General features: G+C 64.5%; 17 protein-coding genes. 6 read left to right on the top strand and 11 right to left on the bottom strand.

From position 1 onward, the window contains the following. Positions 1 to 101: 101 nt before the first annotated feature. From ACYQ1Z_RS03460 to ACYQ1Z_RS03425, 8 genes are all read right to left on the bottom strand, one after another. A complete protein-coding gene (locus ACYQ1Z_RS03460) occupies positions 102 to 1,193 on the bottom strand; it encodes a nitrilase-related carbon-nitrogen hydrolase (protein ID WP_459791103.1) in 1,092 nt (363 codons plus the stop codon). 178 nt (positions 1,194 to 1,371) lie between these two features. Further along, a complete protein-coding gene (locus ACYQ1Z_RS03455; protein ID WP_459791227.1) occupies positions 1,372 to 2,364 on the bottom strand; it encodes a LacI family DNA-binding transcriptional regulator in 993 nt (330 codons plus the stop codon). Positions 2,365 to 2,513: 149 nt separating this feature from the next. Beyond that, positions 2,514 to 3,227, bottom strand: a complete 714-nt coding sequence (locus ACYQ1Z_RS03450) for a gluconate 2-dehydrogenase subunit 3 family protein (protein ID WP_459791102.1) — start codon at positions 3,225 to 3,227, stop codon at positions 2,514 to 2,516. A gap of 38 nt (positions 3,228 to 3,265) precedes the next feature. Further along, positions 3,266 to 4,918 carry a GMC family oxidoreductase gene (locus ACYQ1Z_RS03445; protein WP_459791101.1) on the bottom strand — a complete coding sequence of 551 codons (1,653 nt, stop codon included), beginning with the start codon at positions 4,916 to 4,918 and terminating at the stop codon, positions 3,266 to 3,268. 43 nt (positions 4,919 to 4,961) lie between these two features. Then, positions 4,962 to 5,912 (bottom strand): aldo/keto reductase, encoded by a 951-nt coding sequence (locus tag ACYQ1Z_RS03440; protein ID WP_459791100.1) that lies wholly within the window; start codon positions 5,910 to 5,912, stop codon positions 4,962 to 4,964. A 44-nt stretch (positions 5,913 to 5,956) separates the two neighbouring features. Beyond that, complete coding sequence (locus tag ACYQ1Z_RS03435; protein WP_459791099.1) at positions 5,957 to 7,021, bottom strand: ABC transporter permease; 1,065 nt, start codon at positions 7,019 to 7,021, stop codon at positions 5,957 to 5,959. 37 nt (positions 7,022 to 7,058) lie between these two features. Next, positions 7,059 to 8,639 (bottom strand): sugar ABC transporter ATP-binding protein, encoded by a 1,581-nt coding sequence (locus tag ACYQ1Z_RS03430; RefSeq protein ID WP_459791098.1) that lies wholly within the window; start codon positions 8,637 to 8,639, stop codon positions 7,059 to 7,061. A gap of 63 nt (positions 8,640 to 8,702) precedes the next feature. Then, the gene (locus ACYQ1Z_RS03425) at positions 8,703 to 9,794 is read right to left on the bottom strand and encodes a sugar ABC transporter substrate-binding protein (protein ID WP_459791097.1); all 1,092 of its coding nucleotides are present in this window, start codon (positions 9,792 to 9,794) and stop codon (positions 8,703 to 8,705) included. Between the two features lie 213 nt (positions 9,795 to 10,007). Between ACYQ1Z_RS03425 and ACYQ1Z_RS03420 the strand changes: the two genes are divergently transcribed. Beyond that, a complete protein-coding gene (locus ACYQ1Z_RS03420; protein ID WP_459791096.1) occupies positions 10,008 to 10,331 on the top strand; it encodes an amidohydrolase family protein in 324 nt (107 codons plus the stop codon). Between the two features lie 530 nt (positions 10,332 to 10,861). Here ACYQ1Z_RS03420 and ACYQ1Z_RS03415 read toward each other — a convergent pair. From ACYQ1Z_RS03415 to ACYQ1Z_RS03405, 3 genes are all read right to left on the bottom strand, one after another. Further along, positions 10,862 to 12,364, bottom strand: a complete 1,503-nt coding sequence (locus ACYQ1Z_RS03415) for an NAD-dependent succinate-semialdehyde dehydrogenase (protein WP_459791095.1) — start codon at positions 12,362 to 12,364, stop codon at positions 10,862 to 10,864. Between the two features lie 81 nt (positions 12,365 to 12,445). Further along, complete coding sequence (locus ACYQ1Z_RS03410) at positions 12,446 to 14,125, bottom strand: thiamine pyrophosphate-dependent enzyme (RefSeq protein ID WP_459791094.1); 1,680 nt, start codon at positions 14,123 to 14,125, stop codon at positions 12,446 to 12,448. A 219-nt stretch (positions 14,126 to 14,344) separates the two neighbouring features. Next, a complete protein-coding gene (locus tag ACYQ1Z_RS03405) occupies positions 14,345 to 15,142 on the bottom strand; it encodes an IclR family transcriptional regulator (RefSeq protein ID WP_459791093.1) in 798 nt (265 codons plus the stop codon). Positions 15,143 to 15,251: 109 nt separating this feature from the next. Here ACYQ1Z_RS03405 and ACYQ1Z_RS03400 point away from each other — a divergent pair, with 109 nt between their 5' ends. The 5 genes from ACYQ1Z_RS03400 to ACYQ1Z_RS03380 all read left to right on the top strand — a co-directional run bounded on the left by ACYQ1Z_RS03400 (position 15,252) and on the right by ACYQ1Z_RS03380 (position 19,798). After that, positions 15,252 to 15,749, top strand: coding sequence for a tripartite tricarboxylate transporter TctB family protein (locus tag ACYQ1Z_RS03400; RefSeq protein ID WP_459791092.1), 498 nt, complete (start codon positions 15,252 to 15,254; stop codon positions 15,747 to 15,749). A 44-nt stretch (positions 15,750 to 15,793) separates the two neighbouring features. Next, complete coding sequence (locus ACYQ1Z_RS03395) at positions 15,794 to 17,254, top strand: tripartite tricarboxylate transporter permease (RefSeq protein ID WP_459791226.1); 1,461 nt, start codon at positions 15,794 to 15,796, stop codon at positions 17,252 to 17,254. A gap of 73 nt (positions 17,255 to 17,327) precedes the next feature. Next, a complete protein-coding gene (locus ACYQ1Z_RS03390; protein WP_459791091.1) occupies positions 17,328 to 18,332 on the top strand; it encodes a tripartite tricarboxylate transporter substrate binding protein in 1,005 nt (334 codons plus the stop codon). A 34-nt stretch (positions 18,333 to 18,366) separates the two neighbouring features. After that, the gene (locus tag ACYQ1Z_RS03385) at positions 18,367 to 18,996 is read left to right on the top strand and encodes an RraA family protein (protein WP_459791090.1); all 630 of its coding nucleotides are present in this window, start codon (positions 18,367 to 18,369) and stop codon (positions 18,994 to 18,996) included. Positions 18,997 to 19,015: 19 nt separating this feature from the next. Then, positions 19,016 to 19,798: an NAD(P)-dependent oxidoreductase gene (locus ACYQ1Z_RS03380; protein ID WP_459791089.1), complete on the top strand. Its 783-nt coding sequence runs from the start codon at positions 19,016 to 19,018 to the stop codon at positions 19,796 to 19,798.

The raw sequence follows: 19,798 nt of genomic DNA, 5'->3' as shown, positions 1-19,798 counted from the left end.
ACAGCGTACTCGGGCGCTCCAGGTGGGACGCCCCGGCCTGATTGGCCCCAGGGCATGAATCGGCCGGAGTGCGCAAAGCGCACCCCGGCCGACCCCCCAAGCTAGGCCTTGTAGCCGGCAGGCGGTGTGAGTACCCCGCGCTCGATGAGTTTCTCGATATTGGCCGCCCGGGTCGAATCTTCCCGGGCCAGCCAGTCCTCGCTGGGCGGTGCGTCCAGGTACTGGTTCTTCGGGTAGATCGGGTTGTCGTAGATAACCCGGTACTGCTCTGTACGAAGATCCTTGAACTGGTTGTACAGGCCGTTCGACACGCGGGCCCGGCGGAGCGCCTCGATGTCGATCGTGGTGCAGACGAACGAGTCACCCGACGTCCAGCCCTGCTGCTTGGTCAGGACCTGGCCCCGCGGACCGACGATCATGGACTGACCGCCAAACAGGTCCTGCATGCTGCCGTCCTCACGGACTTCAGGTCCGAGGTTGGGAGCGACAACGTACGCCGAGTTGAACATGGCGTGCGCCCGGTTCTGCAGTTCCCACATGCCGTTCTGCACGGCCGGCTCGATCAGGGTGCCGCGGATAATGATCTCGGCGCCGTTCATCGCGAGCCCGCGCGCCACCTCGGGGTAGACACCCTCGTGGCAGATGGCGTACCCGATGTTGCCGATCTCGGTCTTCGCCACAGGGAAGATGGCGTCCATTGCGTTGCCATCGCCCTTCTTTTCAATCCACTCGTCCCACACGTCGTGCGGGTTCATGTTGCCTAGCATGCCGCCCTCGTAGGCATCACTGGTGGCCTTGTAGCGCTTGTAGATGATGTCACCCTGCGGATCGATGATGAAGGCGACGTTGAAGTGGCGGTCAGGGAAGTCGTCATCCTTCACCATGTACAGCTCGGCGGCGATGTAGGTGTTGAGTTCCACGGCCTTCTTTGCCAGCTCGTCCGTCTCCGGTCCGGGGATCGTCACGGCAAAGTGGCGCTCCCGTTCGCGGTTACCAGGCGTGTTGGCGATCATGCCCTGGATTGCCATTTCGGGAAGGACAACCAGCTTGACTGGAGAACCCTCCCAGCGACCGACCATCACGGCGGTGTCGATGAATTCATTGATGCGCTTGACGTTGGCGACGCCGTCGCCGGGATTCTTCACATTGATTGTCCGCGGCGAAACCGCAACGACGACAAATGGATCGACCATTGTTTTTTCTCTTTTCTCTTCTTTGAGTACCTGAGTTAGCGCTAACTCACGGTATTCGGATTTTGCGGAAAATTGCAAGACCCGGGATGGTTGATTTTGAAAATCGGGGCAGGAGGCCCCTGGCCCCGCGGCTTGGGTTCAGCCGCGGGTACACGGGTGCGGGCAGGCGCGGGTGCGGTCAGCGCCTGCTGCGCGGCGGTGCTGTGGTGTCGCGGAGGATGAGGAGCGGTTCCAGCAGGGGGATGTCCCCCTCCGCCTCCTCTTTGATCATCGCGAGGATGCGGCCCACAGCAATATGGCCGATGGCCTCGAAATCGAGCTTCACGGTCGTCAACGCCGGCCGGAAGAATGGTGCTTCCTTGACGTCGTCGAATCCCACCACACTGACGTCGTCCGGCACGTTGCGTCCGGCGTCGTCCATGGCTTTGATCACTCCGAGCGCGAAAGGATCGTTGGCGGCAAAAACCGCCGTGACGTCCTTCCTTGCGGCAAGTTCACATCCCACGCGGTATCCCTCCGCGGCAGACCAGTCCGTTGTTGCGAGGGGCGCCGGAACGACGCGTCCAGCCGCCCCCAGTTCCTCCGCCCAGCCCTGCACCCGGGACGACGTTGCCATCCATCCGGGCGGGCCCTGAACGTGCCACACCGTTTCGTGCCCGAGGTCCAGCAAGTGGCGGACCACCATCCGGGCCCCCCGCACTTCGTCAACGGACACGCTTGTCGGGCTCGGATGCGATACTTGCTGGAAGGTCACCACGGGGACGCCGATGTCGAGGTCCTCGAGCACCGTGATCGCATCCAGGAGGGGCGCGAGCACGATCACGCCGTCAACCGTGTCCGAATTGATGGATTCGAACGCCGCCCGGATATCCCGACGTTCGAGACTGGCCAGCGTGACTAAACGCGTGGCATAGCCGTGTTGCCGGGCTTCCTCGGAAATACCGTACAGGGCCACCGTTGGGCCCAGGACCGAGAGTTCGAAGCTGACAACACCGATGGTCATGGTCCGGTTGCTGGCGAGCGCGGCGGCTGCGGGATTCCGGCGGTACCGGAGTTGCGCAATCGCGTGCTCGACGCGCTGGCGGATGTCAGGATCAACATTGGTGGCTCCCCTGACAACCCGTGACACGGTCTGCTGGGAGACCCCGGCGAGCCGGGCAACGTCGGACATCCGGGGAGCCTTTGACCTGGAGGCCAACCGCTCCCCGCGCCCGTTGGTGACTCGGGCTTCTGAGGGCGCGGGATTCGTGGACATCACTCCATTATCCCCGGCTACCCTCAACGAGGTCCGGAACGCACCGCTGCCCGGCGCGCCAGCTGTCACGGACGCCGGTACCGCAGGACTTCGGGATGCTGGTCGTACGGCCATTCGGCCCCCTCCACCATATACTTGCGGGTGGTGTAGCTGCCGTCCATGGTTGAGGCAAGCGAAGGAGGCCCGTCGAAGCCGATGACCCCCCAACCGACGCGGTTCTCGTTGCCGCCGTATACCGGGTCACCGTAGAAACCCTGGCGGGTGTTGAGCACCAGCAGCGGGAAGAACTCCAGGAAGTCCTCGTTGACCGGCTGGTTTCCCGCCGGCGCACCCCCCAGGCCGGCCTCGGAGTGCTCCAGTGAGAAAGCATGCGGCTTGGCCGCACCCGAGAGTGTCTCAAGCACCGCGTCCTGGTCCTCTTCCGTAAGTTGGAGGAATTCGACGTCGGCACGCTCTTTCGCGAGCCGATCCAGCTCCAGGACGCCCTCGCGGTAAAACTCCCGGCGCTGGTTGATGCGCTCCTGCCATGCTGCTTCCTCGCGGCCCTCCATCCGGAGGAACCCGTTGCCGTCCGCCGCCGGGAAGATAAACTGCGTTCCCGCAAGCATCCGGTCAATGAAGCGGACCACCTTGGCCTCACGCGCACCCGGGTGGTGGTCGGTGGGGATAATCCGTGCGGACGCCGCTTCAATCGTGTTCCACTCGTGCTCGGTGAAGAAGACCGGCCCGTCGACGTCCCGCGGTGAGATGGGCACGGTCGCCCATTCAGCCTGTCCCATGTGACATGTGTCCTTTCGTGTCCTGTGTGAAGTGTGAATCAGTTTTCGGACCAGCCATGGCGGTCCACCTGGAGGATGCGGTCAGAACACCGCCAGGCATTCGCCATGATCGTCAGTGCCGGGTTGATACCGGTCGCCGTCGGGAAGAAACTGGCGTCGAAAACGTACAGGTTCGGTACCTCGTGGGAGCGGCACCAGCGGTCAACGACGGAGGTCGCCGGATCGTTGCCCATACGGGCGGTTCCCAGTTCGTGCGAGGTGTTGCCCGTGATCCGTTCCATGTTGACCGGAATCACCTTCTTCGCCCCTGCGGCTTCCAGGATTTCCCCGTTCTTGGCGACCTGCCAGCGTTCCTGGGCGAAGTCATTTGAGTGGGGCGTATGGGTGATCCGGGCTACCGGCAGGCCCCAGGCGTCCTTGACGTTCGGATCAAGGTCCACCCTGTTGTCCTCCACCGGCAGGTCGTGCAGGAGGACACCGATTTTCATGCTGTGGTTGAAGAACTCGCGGTCGGCGTCCTTTGCCGCCTGGCCCCAGGTAGGCCGGCCCGGGAAGCTCCAGTTCACCGGGTGGCCGATCATAGACGGGAAAATCAGTGACCCCAGGATGTGGCCCCGGCTCTCGTCCGTCTCGTAGAAGTCGAACGAACACAGGCTCATGTAGTGGCCGGCCCACCCGTAGAGCGGATCGCTGACCTCACGGTCGAACAGGCCCACCGAGAACGAGTACTGATGGAAGGTCGCGTTCTTGCCCACCATACCGCTGCCGTTGCCGAGGCCGTCCGGGAAGAGCCCTGACTTTGACATGAGCAGCAGGCGGGGGGTTTCGATGCCGCCCCCACAGACAATCACGGCTTTCGCATGCTGGACGAACTCGTCGCCGTCCTCGTCCTGGTAGCGGACACCGGTGGCGCGTCCGTCCTTGCCGACGAGTATCTCGCTGACGTAGGAGTCGGAGCGAAGGTCGTAGCGTCCGGTCGCAATCGCGTCCGGGATGAAGCTGATCAGCGTGGATGATTTGCCACTTCCCGGGTCCGGGTACTGCTGCCAGAAACCGTTCTCACTGAACGGCTGACGCCCCCGGTAGGGTTCGGTCACCATGCCCTGCGGCATCGGGAATGTGCCATGGCCCAGCTTGGACATCGCGGTGGCAAAGGTCCGGCCGATTTGGCTCAGAGGCGACGGCTTGGTGGGGTAGCCGCGGCTGCGCCACGCTTCCCACTTGTTCGCCCCGGCGAGACCCGACGTGCCGAACTCCCACTCGACGCGTGTGTAGTACGGCTCCAGTTCGTCATAGGAGATGGGCCAGTCCACCAGGCTTGCGCCCGGAACATCGCCGTGCAGGCTGCGCAGCTTGAAATCGCTCTCGGCCATTCGCGGAACCATGCCACCCCAGTGGGTGGTGCCTCCGCCGACGACCTGAGGCGTTGCGGAGAAGTTGGTGATTTCGGCCTCGACTTTGTCATTTGGGCGGTAGGTCCGCGGCTTGATCTTCGGATCCTGCCAGATGAAATTCCGGTTGAGGAACTTGAGCTCGTCTCCCGAGGCGTGCTCGGGCTTCAGCCACGGCCCACGCTCGAGGCCCACCACCTTCAGGCCGGCCTCCGACAGCACCTTCGCCGCGGTTGCCCCGCCCGCGCCTGCGCCGACGATGACGACATCAACCGGCTCAGGCTGCTTCTTCCTGGTCATTGCTTGTTTCCTTTCGTAAATTCGCTGCTTCGCGCCCTGGCGGTCAGACCGTCACGGCTTCAATGCCGTTGCGGCCCTCGCGGGCAAGGGGCAGGAGCTGGTCCCAGAGTTCCTCGGGGATGTCATGGTTGAGCAGCCGGAGGGTTTCCTCGACCCGGCTGGGCTGGGACATTCCGACGATCGTGGACGCAACACGGTCATCCCGTACCGAGAACTGCAGGGCAGCTGCGGCGAGCGGGACGCCGTGCTGCCCGCACAGTTCTTCCATGCGCAGGACCCTGTCGATCGTCGCCTGGTCCACCGGGGCGTAGCAGTACCGCGGGACGGCCTTGGGTCCTTTGACGAGCATCCCGCCGCCGAACGGGGCGGCGTTGACGAAGGCGACTCCGCGGCGGGCCGCGTCCTCCAGGAGCGGCTCTGCGGTCTGTTCAACGAGGGTGTAGCGGTTGTGGCTGATGACGGCATCGAATGCGTCCGTCGCAAGGTACTGCAGCTCCAGATCGATTGGGCCCCCCGCGACGCCCAGGTACTGGATAACACCCTGATCCCGGAGTTCGGTGAGGGCTTCCAGCGGGCCTCCCTTGGCTACCCCCTCCTCGAAAGAGATCTTCTCGGGGTCGTGCAGGTAGACGAGCTGGAGTTTATCGAGCCCGAGTCGCTCAAGGCTCTCCTCTACTGACCGGCGGACGCGGTCCCCCGAGAAGTCGGTGCTGCCGGGAAGCGGATCGACCTTGGTGGCGACGACGTATCCCTCGGGGATGCCGCCGCGCTCGGCGATGGCCCGGCCGATCCGTTCTTCACTTGCACCGCCGCCGTATTCATTCGACGTGTCGATGAACGTGAAGGGTCCGTCAAAGACGCGGTGGATGGTGGCGACGGCGGTATCTTCATCGACCTCGTAACCGTACTGGGCGGGAAAGCTGCCGAGCGCACTGGTACCGACACAGATCTCAGAGACGGCCAGGCCGGTGCGGCCGAAGGGGCGAATGGACATGATTCCTGCTTTCTGAAGCTGAAGGGTTGACGATGGGTAGACGGTTAAGCGGTCTGGGTGCGCCGGAAATGTTTCGAGAAGAACGCGGAGATCCTCTGGACACCGCCTGCGCTGGAGAGGAAGACGGCCAGGATGATCACGCCGCCCTTGATGACCAGCTGCGGCTCCGAGGAGATCCCAACGAGGTTCATGATGTTGATGATGGTGGTCAGGATGAACACGCCGATCACCGCGTTCAGGGGATCGCCCTTGCCGCCCATGAGGGAGGCGCCGCCCACCACAACGGCTGCGATGGCGTCGAGTTCGTAACCTACGCCGATGAGGGAGCTTCCCTGCCTCAACTGTGCTGCGGCGACAAGGCCTGCCAGGCCGGCGAGCACGCCGGAGATTGTGTACGTGATGATCAGGTTCCGTGCCACCGGCAGGCCCGAGAGCCGTGAGGCTTCAGGGTTGCCGCCGATTGCATAGAGCGAGCGGCCGAAGGTGGTGTATTTGGCCACGAGCGCGGCAACCAGGGCAACGATGATGAAGATCAGGACCGGGTTGCGGATGCCGAGGAAGCTGCCGCGGGAGAAAGCCTCAATGATCCACTGGTCCTTGATTTCGATCAGGCTTGTTGACTGGATGATGTAGCTGAAGCCCTTTACGGCGCTCATCATGGCGAGCGTCGCAATGAACGGGGGAATGTTCAACCAGACGATGAGGACGCCGTTGATCAGTCCGGCGGCAGCGCAGCAGGCAAGCACGAACACGACTGACGCACCGGCGGGCATTCCGGACTGCAAGGTCAGTGCCGTGATTACCGTGGACATAGCCAGGATCGACCCCACGGAGAGGTCGATGCCGCCCGTCAGGATGACGAAGTATTGGCCGATGGCCAGCACGACGACGATCGAGGCGGCTGTGATCACATTTTCAGCGTTGCGGAACGTGAGGAAGTCGTCGGAGACGTAATAGCCCACAGCGATGATCGCAAGGAGCACAAGGATGAGGTAGCTCTTCGGCAGGGCGCGGAGGGCGCTGCCCCGCAGGCGGGAGCCGATGCTGGCGGATGGGGAGGTGGAGGGGGCGCCGCTTGTTTGGGGCAGGGGCGACAGGGTCCGGGACATGGTTGTTCTCCTGAATAGAAACTGGTCGAGGGGGCCGTCAGGCGAAGCGCTCAAGGATGGCGTTGCCTGAGGGATCGATGTCGTCATGGTCGAGTTCGGCGACGACTTGGCCGCGCGCCATTACGAGGACGCGGTCGCACATCATCGCCTCCGTGATCTCAGAGCTCGCCACCACCACCGTTCCTCCGGCCTGGGCGAACTCACGGATGAGCTCGTACATGTCTTCCTTCGCCCCGACATCCACGCCGCGGGTGGGTTCGTCGCACACGAGGATTCGTGACTGGCGGACAAGCCAGCGGGCCAGGATGGCCTTTTGCTGGGTTCCGCCGCTCAGCGTCTTGAGTGGCTGGTGCACCCCGGATACCTTCATGCCAAGCCGGGCCACCATGTCCGTAGCCACGCCGCGCTCCCGGCGGGACTGGATCACGCTCAGCCGGCTGAATTGCGGCAGGCTGGCCAGCGTGATGTTGCCGGCGACGCCCATGTCCGGGATAAAGCCCGCTGCCTTGCGGTCCTGCGGCAGCAGCCCGATCCCGCGACGGATCGCGTCGCGGGGGGCACGGAAGTCCACTGCTTTCCCATCGACGCGGATCTCCCCGGAAGTCCGCTTCCGCGCACCTGCGATGAGGCCGGCCAGTTCTGACTGGCCGCTGCCGATGAGTCCCGAGATGCCGAGGACCTCGCCTTCACGCAGCTCGAACGATACTTTGTCCACGTACCCCTGCTCGGAGAGGTCGCGGGCGGAAAGGATGACCCGCTCCCGGGGTCCGGCGCCCAGGCTGGGCGAGCGTTCCCCGCGGAGGGCTGCATCAGCAATGGACCCTTCGAGGCTCTTCCCGACCATTGCCGTGACGACGTCGGCAGGCTTGGAGTTTGCTGTCTTCAGATCCGCGGCGTTCACGCCGTCGCGCAGCACTGTCACTGCGTCGCAGAGCGAGAAGAGCTCGTCCATGCGGTGTGAAATGTACAGCAGTGTCACGCCCTGGTCGGACAGCGAGCGGAGAACGGTGAACAGCCGCTCGACATCGGGCAGGGGCAACGTGGAGGTGGGTTCGTCCAGGAGCAGGACCCGGGCGTCCTTGTGCAAGGCCTTGGCCAACTCGACCGCCTGTTGCTCTGCGGTGGAGTAACTTGCTACGGGGCGGCGCACATCGAGGTCGAAGCCCACCCGGTCGAGTGCGGTCCGGGCTTCGGACTGCATACGCTGCCAGTCGACAGAGGCCCCCGCCCGTTTGGGCAGTTGGCCGAGGAAAATATTCTCAGCAACCGAGAGGGACGGCACGAGCGAGAGTTCCTGGTAGATGGTGTGGATCCCGGCGCGCTGGGCGTCCATGGGGTCACGGAAGCGCTGAAGCTCGCCGCCGAGGCGGATGTTTCCGCCGTCCGGGGATTCCGCTCCGGAGAGGATTTTCACGAGCGTCGACTTGCCTGCGCCGTTCTGCCCGGCAAGTGCATGGATGGATCCGCGGGCGACGCTGAAGCTTACGCCCTTCAGCGCCTGCACGCCGGGATAGGACTTGGTGACGCCATCGAGCCGCAGCTCCGAAGCGCCGTCGTGGATGTCTCGTGCCGTCTCCGCCGCTGCGGTGGAAGGCGAGACCGGATTATGGGCGAGCATCATGCTCCTTATATAGGGCTCTGGGTGGATCGGCCGGCCACAGGGCGGCGCCGGTCAGGGAGCTCAGTCTTTTGCACGGACGTAGGTGTCCGTGGGGACGTAGTATTCCGGCGCCTCGGCGGGCGTGATCACCGTCGTGTCGATGTAGTTGGTCTTGTCCGGGCACTGCGACTGGTCGCCATTGAAGGCAGCCAGTGCCATCTGCACTGCGGCCTCGCCCTGGTCCCACGGCTGGTTGGAAGCATCAGCCTGCAACGGGCCCTTCGGGTCTTCGACCATTTCCTTGATTGCTCCCATGCCGCCGTCGTAGCTGGCCATGAGGATCCCGTCACCCCAGAGACCGGCCTGCTGCAGGCCCTGGACAATGCCGCCGTGCATGACGTCGCTCATGCTGTAGATGACCTTGAGGTCCCGGTTTGCGGTGGCAACGTCCCGGATCGGGGCGAGCGCTTTGTCGGGCTTCCATTCCCCGTACTTCGTATCGAGCTTTACGGTGGTGACTCCCGGGTGCTTGTCCATGACGCGGTTCCAGCCCGTCATAAAACCGTTGAACCGGAGGTCGCTCAGCACGTCTCCCGGAAAGCCGCCGATACCCACGAGCTTGATTTCGCCCTTGTCGCCGTACTTCTCGAGGGCTTTCTGAGCTGCGGCTTCGCCGGCGAGAGAGCCGGTGTGCTCCTGATCCTCAGCCACGTAGCAGAACATGTCCGGGACCAGGGACTTGTCCAGGCTTGAGTTGACGGTGACGACCGGTATACCGGCATCCTTCAGGGCTTGAACCGAGGGTCCGACGCCAAGTGGGTCGTTGGGGTTCATGATCACCACGTCCACGCCCTTTGTGATGAGGGTCTGAACGTCAGCGTTCTGCCGGACGGTATCACCATTTGCATCAAGCAACTCGAGGCGCGCCCCGATCTTGCCCGCTTCAGCCTGGCCGCCCTCGACAAGGGTCTTCCACCAGTCACTGCCGCTGATGCCGCGCTGGCTCCAGCCGATGACCAGCCCCTTACCGCTTGCCTTCTCCTCCGCGTTGTCCGCACTGGCGCTGCCCTTGCAGCCAGCCAGCCCAAACATGGCGACCGTCAGCACAGAAGCGCACAGAGCTGCCTTGCCGAGTTTTTTGTTCCGACGAATTCCAGTTGCAGTTCTCCGCATGAACAACACTCCCTTGTGTTCGTGATCACCCCACCTTTGGGGCTGTGAGCTAACTTACACGCTGAGTTAGCGCACTATCAAGAGGTTTAGAAAAATCTGTTGAAGATGTGGCTCTTGGTAGTTTTGAGGCGAAAATGCCCGAAAGCTGGCGCTTTTTAACCGGCGTACGTCAGAAGCAGCCTTGATAAGGCTGCTGATTTATCGCTAACTTGGATGGCCTGTTTCCCCTCCAGGGAGAAGATATTGCGCAAGAGCCCAACGGCCGGAGGGCGCCTTCGTAGGAAGTCCGGGGACCACGACGCACTCCGCTCGGCGACGTCGACGAACGCGGCACTCCTGCGGCGGGAAGACCTCGGACGGATCGCGGAAGGGGCCTGTGCGGACTTGGTGATACTGGACGGCAATCCCTTCGACGAGCCGTCAGTGCTTTGGGATGAGAGCCGGACGCGGACGGTTATCAAGGCGGGGCGCATTGTCTCTGGAGAGCCGGCAGGTCAGGCGGCGTTGGAGGAATCCCTTAGCGGCTCCCGCGCGTAAAAGCATTTCACCACGCAGGGCAGGAGCGCTTGGCGGCTCTCCTACCCTGGGTGGTCAGAACATGCTTCGTGTATCCGGTTCGATGGCCCACGCGAGGCGGTGCAGCATGCTGGCCAGGGCGGCCCCGGCGGACGTCCCACTTGGACAGCTGCGGCTTGCGCGGCTTGACCCTCCGGGGGGCGTGCGGCAGTGCACTTGTTGCAGTGTCGTCTTTTCCGGCCAGGAAGAGCGCTACGAAGCTTGATCCGTCCATGAAGAAGTGTCCCGAAGTTAGAAGGCGTCCACGCCAGCGTGGGACGCAGAAATGCGAAAAAGTGGAGAAGCGGCAGAGGTGCCAGGGTCCGCTTCTGATTATCGGGCACTCCGCAAACCCCGGGAAATCGGGCGAACCATTGTTACGTTCATCGAGCCGCGGAGCTATGGCGCCGCCGCCGGTATCCACACCAGCCCAGTTTTAGGGCACCTGCGACGCCGGGAACCCCCGGTTCTAAGGGGTTCCCGCCGTATAAGTGGGCCCGTGTGGGCAGTCGTCAGCCGGCGTAGGGGTCGGCGATGCCGATGTATTGGGTGGTGGTGTATTCGGCGATGCCTTCACTGCCGCCTTCGCGTCCGAGGCCGGACTGTTTGACGCCACCGAAGGGTGCTGCGGCGTTGGAGATGACGCCGGCGTTGAACCCGACCATGCCGAACTCGATCTGCTCGGCCACCCGCAGGAGCCGGTTGAAATCCTTGCTGTAGAGGTAGGACGCGAGCCCGTACTCCGAAGCGTTGGCCAGTTTGATGGCTTGGTCTTCGGTGCTGAAGGTGGTGACGGGGGCGACGGGTCCGAAGATTTCCTGTCCCAGGATCGCCGCGTCATTGGGGACGTCGGCGAGGACGGTGGGCTGGTAGAAGTACCCCGGCCCGTCCACCGGCGCACCGCCGGTGACGGCCACCGCCCCGGCGTCCACGGCGGCGGCCACGAGAGCGTGCACATCGTCCCGGGCACCGCCGTCAATGAGGGGCCCGACCTTAGTCGCAGGATCGGTGCCCCGGCCGGTGGTGAGGGCGCCCATCGCGGCAGCGAACTTCCGGGTGAACTCCCGCGCGACGGATTCATGGACGAGGAACCGGTTGGCCGCGGTGCAGGCCTCGCCCATGTTCCGCATCTTGGCCGCCATCGCCCCCTCAACCGCGGCGTCAACGTCGGCGTCCTCGAACACGATGAACGGTGCGTTCCCGCCCAGCTCCATCGAGGTGCGCAGGACGTTCTGCGCGGCATCGGCCATCAGGCGTTTCCCCACCGGGGTGGACCCGGTGAACGAGACCTTCCGCAACCGGGAATCCTTCAGCAACGGCCCGGACACACCCGACGCCGAAGCGGAGGAGACAACGTTCAGGACCCCGGCGGGCAGGCCCGCATCCATCATGGTCTGCGCAAAGTACTGAGCCGTCAGCGGGGTCAGCTTCGCGGGCTTCAGCACCATGGTGCAGCCGGCCGCGACGGCGGGGGCGACCTTGCGGGTGGCCATCGCGAGCGGGAAATTCCAGGGCGTGATCAGCAGGCACGGCCCAACCGGCTTGTGCTGGACCAGGATCTTGTTCTGCCCCTCAGGAGAAGTCAGGTAGCGGCCGTAGTCGCGGACGGTCTCCTCCGAGAACCAGCGCAGGAACTCCGCCCCGTAGGTGACCTCACCCCTGGCCTCGGCCAGCGGCTTGCCCATCTCCAGAGTCATCAACAGGGCAAAATCTTCGGCCCGCTCGGTGACCAGGTCAAAAGCCCGGCGAAGGATCTCCGCCCGCACCCGCGGTGCAGTCCGTGCCCAGGACGCCTGGGCGGCGTCAGCCGCATCCAGCGCGGCGAGCGCGTCCTCGCTCGTGGCCGAGGCGAGGGTGGCGAGGACCTGCCCGGAGGCGGGATCGTGCACATCGAACGTGCCGCCGTCGGACGCGTCCACCCACTCGCCATTGATCAGCAGGCCGGTGGGGACGGAGGCGATAAGCGCGGCTTCGCGCTCAGATGTAATGTCAGGGGACATCTCAGAAATCGTCATGGTGCTCCTAAAGAGTCTGTGGGCCCGTGGTTGAGCGCGTCGAAAAGCGGTTTCGACAAGCTCAACCATCCGGGTTGGGGGTTAGTAGGCTTTGACGCGCTGTTCGACGACGAGGTGGATGAGGGCGAACACCTTGTCCTCGTCGATGGCCCGGAGTGCCGCGTCGATCGCGGCCGGAACGTCAGCGTCGCGTTCGACTTTGATACCGAAGCCGCCGAAGGCCTGGGCCATCAGCGCGAACTCCGGGTTCTTCAACTGCGTCCCGGAGACCCGCTGCGGGTAGTGGCGTTCCTGGTGCGTGCGGATGGTGCCGTACTCCTGGTTGTCCATCACGATCACCAAGGGCGTGGCACCGTACTGCGCGGCGGTTGCCAGTTCCTGGCCGTTCATAAGGAATTCGCCATCACCGGCGATGGTCACTACGCGCCGGCCGGGGTACTCCAAAGAAGCGGCGACGGCGGAGGGGACGGAGTAGCCCATGGATCCGTTGCGGGCGCTGATCATGGACGCGTAGCGCTGCGTGGGGAAATAGCGGTGGGCCCAGTTGGTGTGCTCGCCCGCGCCGAGGGTGACCATCGCGTCCTCGGGCAGGGTGGGCACGAGGTTGGCCATCAGGGTATCCATGCGTGCAGGGCCGTCCGACGGCGACGCGGCCGGGAGTGCGGCGAAGGCAACCTGTTCGCCGCGCATCCGAGCCGTCCAGGCCTTCCATTCTTCCTTGACGGGAAGCTCAATCTTGGCCAGGTCGCGGACGAAAACGTCGGGCTTGGCCACGATCTGGTAGGAGACGGGGCCGGACCGGCCCCGCAGGGACGGGTCGATGGTGACCAGGAAGTTCTTCTTGCTCCAGTCCTGGCGGCAGAGGAAACCGTCCGTGATGACATCACCCGGGACGGTGCCCACGAAGACCAGCAAGTCCGTTTCTTCCAGCAGGTCATAGGTAGGCCGGGGTCGGCCGTAACCGATCGGGCCCACGTAAGAGGGTGAGTTGAACGGCACGGTACCTTCGGTGCGCCACTCGGCCGCAGCGGGGATGTGGTGCTTTTCCAGCCAGGCTGTCAGTTTGTCGGCGCCCTCCTGGGTCCAGTCGTTCCCGCCCGTAACGAACAATGGCTTGGTCGACGCGGCAAGGGCCGCCGCCAGGGCGTCCGAGTCCGTTGCCGTCATGCCTCCGGTGGCCACGGGAATCGGGGGATGGAGTTCGGCCGGAATCTGCTGCCGGATGACATCCTCCGGCAGGCCGACGACAACGGGGCCGGGACGGCCGTTCATGGCCGCAAACAATGCTTCGGCGACGATTTCGGAAGCGCGTTCGGCGTGGTCCAGGACCATCACGCGCTTGGCGCCCGTATCGAACCACGCCTTGATGTCGAACTCCTGGAAAGCCTCCCGGTCCCGGTGGGCGAACGGAATCAGCCCCACGAACAGCACCATCGGAGTGGAATCCTGCCAGGCCGTGTGCAGCCCGACGTGGGCATTCGCAGCTCCAGGCCCTCGCGTGACCATGGCGATTCCGGGCAGCTGGTTCATCTTGCCGTCGGCTTCGGCCATGTACGTGGCGCCGCCCTCGTGCCGGCAGACGATGGTCTCGATGCTCGAACCGTGAAGGCCGTCCAGGACATCGAGGAAGCTCTCCCCCGGGACAACGTGGGCCCGCCGGATGCCGTGCGACACCAGGGTATCCACGATGACGTGGCCTGCGGACTTCAATTCCTGGCCGGCGACCTTGGACGGGCCTTCGGCTTTCAGTGCCAGCGTCACTTCACCACCGCCATGGCAGCGCGGGTGCCGGCGGCACTGGGGCGGTGGGACAAGGAAAGGGGGTTGGCCACTGGCGACTCCATCGTCAAGCGAAACGTACTATTACACAGAATGAAATAGTCTTACGACTGCTGAAATGCTGGCAGAAGCAGGAGTGCTTGTCAACGAACCTTTGGCGTTGTTACGAGGGCAAGGAAACCGCCAGGGAAAGGCAGCGCCCTAGTACACCGAGCCCTCCAGCAGCTCGGAAAGCCGGCCGGCAGCCCGCTTCAGTTCAGGGACGCACGCCTTGAGCGAGTCTTCAGTTGCCACTTCTATGGGACTGGTCAGCGAAATGGATTCAGTCGGCTTGCCGCCCCGGTTCGGTACCGCGACGGCGACCGACAGGACGCCGTTCGCGCGCTCGTCCGCGGAGTAGGAGTACCCGGCACCGTCCTCCGGGAGCCGGGAGCGCAGCTCCTCCAACGTGAAGGTGCTGTTTTCATGGCCGGCTGCGATAGCTGCCGCCACAATTTGTTCCAGCACCTCCTCAGGCTCCGAGGCGATCAGGATCTTGCCTGCCGCACCCGCCGTCAGCGGCAGACGTTTACCCAGGGGAAGGTCGTAGCGGAGGGGCGCCTTGCCGTCAAGCCTTGCCAGGACGAGCCGTTCGAAGCCCAGTCTGGTGTACAGCGACGCCGTGAGCCCGGTCTGCGAGGCGAGCTGCTGCAGGACGGGGCGGGAGGCAACCACGAGCGGGTCATTCTCCAGAAAGCTCTTCGCGGCCGGAAGCACAGCGGGCCCGATCCGGTACGACTTGTCCGTTTGGCTCACCATGCCGAAGTCCTGAAGCACCCGCAGGATGCGCAGCGTGGTGGGGAGACTCATCCCGCAGGCCCGCGCCAGGTCGCTGAGCCGCTGGGGCCGCTCTGCACGCTGCAGTTCCGCGAACACCTCCATTGCCCTGGAGAGGGAGCGCATGTTCGTTGCTTTCGCGCCGTCCTCGGCGGAGGCCTCAGCCTTTTTAGTGATTGCCATTCTTTCATTCTATGTAACATCCTTGCGCTTGACATCACATGTGGTTGCTGTCACTATTTTTCTAGCTGGAATAAGCTTTCACTCTATGTAAGAAACCTTGAAGGAAACCATGACAACGGAGTCAGTAATGACGAAGCGCTCAGCCCGGGTCGCTCCCTCAGTCCTCGTCGGGATCGGCGCGTTTGCCGCCGTCGGCGTCTACGTTCTGGTCGACTCCCTCGGCCTGGGCCTGTGGACGTCGCTGGGCCCCGGCCCGGGAATGTTCCCCTTCGCGATGGGCGTGCTGCTCGTCTCGATGTCAGCCGTGTGGTTGCTGCAGGAACTGCGCAACCCCAGTGAGTCACCACGGGGTGTGGACCGGCGCCTGGTGATCGAGGTTGTGGTCAGCCTCGTAATCCTCGCGGCAGTCATGGACCTGATCGGCTTCCAGCTGAGTATGTTCCTGTTCCTCATGTACCACCTGAAGGTCCGGGGCCGCAGGACCTGGATTTCCTCGCTCATCATCGCTGTGGCCGGAAGCTTCGGGGCGTTCTACGCCTTCAACTACGGCCTGAACGTCGCGCTGCCGGTGTCTGCCTTCCCCCTGCTGAACACGATCGGACTCTAGACGTGGATATTTTCAACGACCTGATTGGCGGTTTTGCCGCCGCCATGACCTGGCAGAACCTTCTGTTCGCCTTCCTCGGCTGCCTTTTGGGCACCGTCATCGGCGTCCTGCCCGGCATTGGACCCGTCGCGGGCGTGGCCCTCCTGATTCCGCTGACACTGAACATGGACGCCACCGGCGCCATCATCATGCTGTGTGCCATCTTCTACGGCACCGCCTACGGGGGAACCATCACCAGCGTCCTGCTGAACACTCCCGGTGAGGCTGCCTCGGCCATCACCACCATCGACGGCTATGCGATGACCAAGATCGGCAAGGCCGGCGCGGCCTTGACCATTGCCGCCGTCGGATCGTTTGTGGGCGGAACCGTGGCAACCATCGGCCTGGTGGCTGCCGCCAAACCCCTCGGGGAACTGGGCCTGCTGGTCGGACCGCCGGAATTCTTCGCACTCATGGTGGTTGGCATCTCCCTGCTCGTCGCCCTCGCGGGAAAGTCCATGGTCAAGGCGGTCATCTCGGGGGCCCTGGGCCTGCTGATCTCCATGGTGGGCATTGACCCCGTCGCCGGGGCCCCGCGTTTCACGTTCGGCATGGACCGCCTCCTGGACGGCGTCAGCTTTGTCGCCGTGATCGTGGGTGTCTTCGGCCTGTCCGAACTCCTGTCCTACCGTAAGGGCGACCAGCCCGCGACGGTGCATGCACCCAACCTGCGCTCACTGCTTCCCACCGGCAAGGAGTGGCGGCGCAGTGCCCCCGCCATGGCCCGCGGCACCGGCATTGGCTTCGGACTGGGCCTCATCCCCGGCATGACCGGTTCCGTGTCGTCCCTGCTCGCCTACGGCGCGGAAAAGAAGTTCTCCCGCCACCGCAACGAACTCGGCAAGGGTGCCATCGAAGGCGTGGCCGGTCCCGAGACAGCCAACAACTCCCACGCGAACGCCGCCCTGATCCCGCTGTTCACCCTGGGCATCCCCGCATCACCGACCATCGCCGTGCTCATGGGCGCCTTCCTGCAGCAGGGCCTCACGCCGGGACCCACCCTCTTCACCGAGAACTCCGAAATCGCCTGGGCCATCATCGCCAGCCTCTTCATCGGGAACCTGATCCTGCTCGTGCTGAACGTTCCGCTGGTGGGTCTTTGGACCTCCATCCTCCGCGTTCCGTCGACGATCCTGACAGCCCTGATTTTGCTCTTTATGGTGATCGGCGCCTACACGATCAACTTCACCGTCTTCGATGTCTTCGTGATGATCGGCTTCGGCCTGCTTGGCCTGGCCCTGCGGCACCTTGACATCCCGTTGGCCCCGATGGTGCTGACCCTGGTCCTGGGCCCCCTCATGGAACGCTCCCTCCGGGAGTCCCTCGAAATCTCCCAGGGCGACTTCAGCATCTTCGCCAGCCGCCCGATCTCCGCTGTCCTGATCGGGCTGGGACTCCTGATCGTTTTCAGCCCGCTGCTCAAGCTGCGTAAGCCGAAGGCCCTGAACGAAGACCCGGAAACCTAAACCCCTACCCATAATCCCCATCGCCGGCTGAACAATCCCCGTTGGCCGGCATTCACTTCAAAGGAGAAGAACCTTGTCACGCAAACGCATTGCCGCAGCTGTCACAGTCGCATCCCTGATCGCCCTGACCGGCTGCGGCGCCAACGCCGGATCCTCCAACACCGCCGGTGCGAGCGACTTTCCTAAAAAGGGCAAGTCCATAGAGCTCGTCGTTGCCTTCGCCTCCGGCGGAGCAGTGGACACGGCCGCCCGGCTGATCCAGCCGGTCCTGGAAAAGGAACTCGGCACCAATGTTGAGGTCGTCAACAAGCCGGGCGCCGGCGGCCAGATCGGCTACACCCAGCTGACCAGCAGCAAGCCCGACGGCTACACCATCGGCGCCACCGGTTCCCCGTCCGTCGTCGTGTCCCCCCTGGACCCCAGCCGCGGAGCAAAGTACACCCGCGAAAGCTTCCAGCCCCTGGGCCGGCAGGTCATCGACCCCGCGGTCATCGCCGTCCAGCCCGACAGCCCCTACCAGACGCTGAAGGACCTCCTGGACGCCGCCAAGGCCAACCCGAAGTCCATGACCGCCAGCACCACCGGCCTGCAGACCGGCGAGCACTTCGCCCTGGCCCAGATCCAGGAAGCTACCGGCTCCGAATTCGCGCCGGTCCACTTCTCCGAGGGCGCGTCACAGGCCACCACCGCTTTCCTTGGAAAGCACGTCGACGTCCTTGTGGCCAACGTCAGCGACGTCAATGACCTGACCAAGCAGGGCAAGGCACGCGTGCTCGGCGTTATGTCCGAAGAACGTGCTCCCTCCCTGCCTGACGTTCCCACGTTCAAGGAATCCGGCTATGACCTGATTGCCGGCACCGCACGTGGCTACTCTGCACCCGCCGGCCTGCCCGATGCCGTCGCCGACAAGCTGGAAGCGGCACTCCAGAAGGCGATCGAGGACCCCTCCGTCGTCAAGAAGATGGAAGACCTCGGCCTGCAGACCAGCTACCTCAACGGCGACGACTACAAGCAGTTCTGGGCAGGCCAGGAAGAGGACTTCAAGAAGGTCCTGCCGCTGGTCCAGAAAAAAGACTGAATTTCCCGACACAACCAGAACGGAAACACCCCTCATGACAACTCCAGTCCTTGAAGATACCGGCGCCGACTTTCCCCGCCCTTCCCGGAACGTCATCGAACGGCTCGGCAAACTGCCGGCAGCCAACATCGGCGACGCCATGGACAGGCTGGGCGTGGCGGATTCCGCCATCCAGGCGGTCTGGCCCGGCGCCCGCCTCGCCGGCCCGGCCTTCACGGTCTGGACCCGTCCGGGGGACAACAAGGGCATCCACCAGGCCCTGAAGCTCGCCCGCCCCGGCGACGTCATCGTCGTCGCCGGCGGCGGGGACGAATCCCGTGCCTTGCTGGGTGAACTTATCGGCGAACGCGCCATCAGCGCCGGAATCGCCGGCTTCGCGCTCGACGGCGCTGCAAGGGACGCCGAAACGCTCGGCGAAATCGGAATGCCGGTCTTCGCCCGCGCCACCAGCCCCGCCGGCCCCTACAAGGACGGTCCCTTCCGCCTCAGCACGGCCGTCGCGTTCGGCGGAGTACCCGTCCTGCCCGGCGACGTCATCGTCGGCGACTCGGACGGCGTTGTCGTTGTCCCCCGCGAGCTTGCAGAAAAGGTGGCTGATGCGGCTGAAGCCGTGTTCGCCGACGAAACCAACCGCCGGGCCGCAATCATCGCGGACCGCCACTAACCAGGAAGACCTAAGATCCATGACTGCGTGCACCGTCATCGGCCTCGGCGAAGCCGGAGCAACCTACGCCACGGCCCTCGTCGCCGCCGGCCACGACGTAACGGGGTTTGATCCCGTCGCCCCCACCACCCCCGCCGGGGTAACCCGGGCCGCAACGGCAGCCGAGGCCTGCGCCGGAGCCGACATTGTCCTCGTGATGACCGGCGCGGCCGCGGCACGGGCAGTGGCCCAGGAGTGCCTGCCCGTGCTGCCGGACGGCAGCTGCTACGCCGACTTCACCTCCTCCTCACCCCAGGTGATGCGGGAACTGGGACAGTTGCCCAGCAAAGCCAGCTTCGCCGACGTCGCCATCCTCGGCCCCGTCCCTATCCAAGGCGCCAAGACCCCGCTGATGGTGAGCGGTCCCGGCGCCCAGGCGGTTGCCGACCTGCTGGCTCCGATCGGCGCAGCAGTTGAGATTGCCGACGGCGGGCCGGGGGCGGCAATGGCGCACAAGCTCCTCCGCAGTGTCCTGATGAAGGGACTGGCCTCGGTGGTGGTGGAAGCCGTGACCGCCGGCCGGGCGGCCGGACTCGAGGACTGGATCCGCGGCCAGATTGCCCGCCAACTCGCCGGCGACGGGCAGGCCGTGATCGACAGGTTCCTCGTCGGCACCGCCAAGCACGCGCAGCGGCGGTCCAAGGAGATGGAAGACACTGCCATCTACCTGACCTCGGACCTGGGCGTCCCCGCAGAGATGACCACCGCGTCCGCCGCAGCCCTCACCCGGATCGCCGCGGCACCGGCAGAAGCCTTGCGCTGA

The sequence above is a fragment of the Arthrobacter sp. AD-310 genome (assembly GCF_054656615.1).
Note: the sequence above shows the minus strand (reverse complement) of the source record. Positions and strands in the feature narration are given on the sequence as shown.

What these genes read in the sequence shown, in the direction of transcription:
- ACYQ1Z_RS03460 (WP_459791103.1), bottom strand. Translation starts at nt 1,193, where the DNA reads ATGGTCGATCCATTTGTCGTCGTTGCGGTTTCGCCGCGGACAATCAAT.
- ACYQ1Z_RS03455 (WP_459791227.1), bottom strand. Translation starts at nt 2,364, where the DNA reads ATGTCCGACGTTGCCCGGCTCGCCGGGGTCTCCCAGCAGACCGTGTCA.
- ACYQ1Z_RS03450 (WP_459791102.1), bottom strand. Translation starts at nt 3,227, where the DNA reads ATGGGACAGGCTGAATGGGCGACCGTGCCCATCTCACCGCGGGACGTC.
- ACYQ1Z_RS03445 (WP_459791101.1), bottom strand. Translation starts at nt 4,918, where the DNA reads ATGACCAGGAAGAAGCAGCCTGAGCCGGTTGATGTCGTCATCGTCGGC.
- ACYQ1Z_RS03440 (WP_459791100.1), bottom strand. Translation starts at nt 5,912, where the DNA reads ATGTCCATTCGCCCCTTCGGCCGCACCGGCCTGGCCGTCTCTGAGATC.
- ACYQ1Z_RS03435 (WP_459791099.1), bottom strand. Translation starts at nt 7,021, where the DNA reads ATGTCCCGGACCCTGTCGCCCCTGCCCCAAACAAGCGGCGCCCCCTCC.
- ACYQ1Z_RS03430 (WP_459791098.1), bottom strand. Translation starts at nt 8,639, where the DNA reads ATGCTCGCCCATAATCCGGTCTCGCCTTCCACCGCAGCGGCGGAGACG.
- ACYQ1Z_RS03425 (WP_459791097.1), bottom strand. Translation starts at nt 9,794, where the DNA reads ATGCGGAGAACTGCAACTGGAATTCGTCGGAACAAAAAACTCGGCAAG.
- ACYQ1Z_RS03420 (WP_459791096.1), top strand. Translation starts at nt 10,008, where the DNA reads ATGGCCTGTTTCCCCTCCAGGGAGAAGATATTGCGCAAGAGCCCAACG.
- ACYQ1Z_RS03415 (WP_459791095.1), bottom strand. Translation starts at nt 12,364, where the DNA reads ATGACGATTTCTGAGATGTCCCCTGACATTACATCTGAGCGCGAAGCC.
- ACYQ1Z_RS03405 (WP_459791093.1), bottom strand. Translation starts at nt 15,142, where the DNA reads ATGGCAATCACTAAAAAGGCTGAGGCCTCCGCCGAGGACGGCGCGAAA.
- ACYQ1Z_RS03400 (WP_459791092.1), top strand. Translation starts at nt 15,252, where the DNA reads ATGACAACGGAGTCAGTAATGACGAAGCGCTCAGCCCGGGTCGCTCCC.
- ACYQ1Z_RS03395 (WP_459791226.1), top strand. Translation starts at nt 15,794, where the DNA reads ATGACCTGGCAGAACCTTCTGTTCGCCTTCCTCGGCTGCCTTTTGGGC.
- ACYQ1Z_RS03385 (WP_459791090.1), top strand. Translation starts at nt 18,367, where the DNA reads ATGACAACTCCAGTCCTTGAAGATACCGGCGCCGACTTTCCCCGCCCT.
- ACYQ1Z_RS03380 (WP_459791089.1), top strand. Translation starts at nt 19,016, where the DNA reads ATGACTGCGTGCACCGTCATCGGCCTCGGCGAAGCCGGAGCAACCTAC.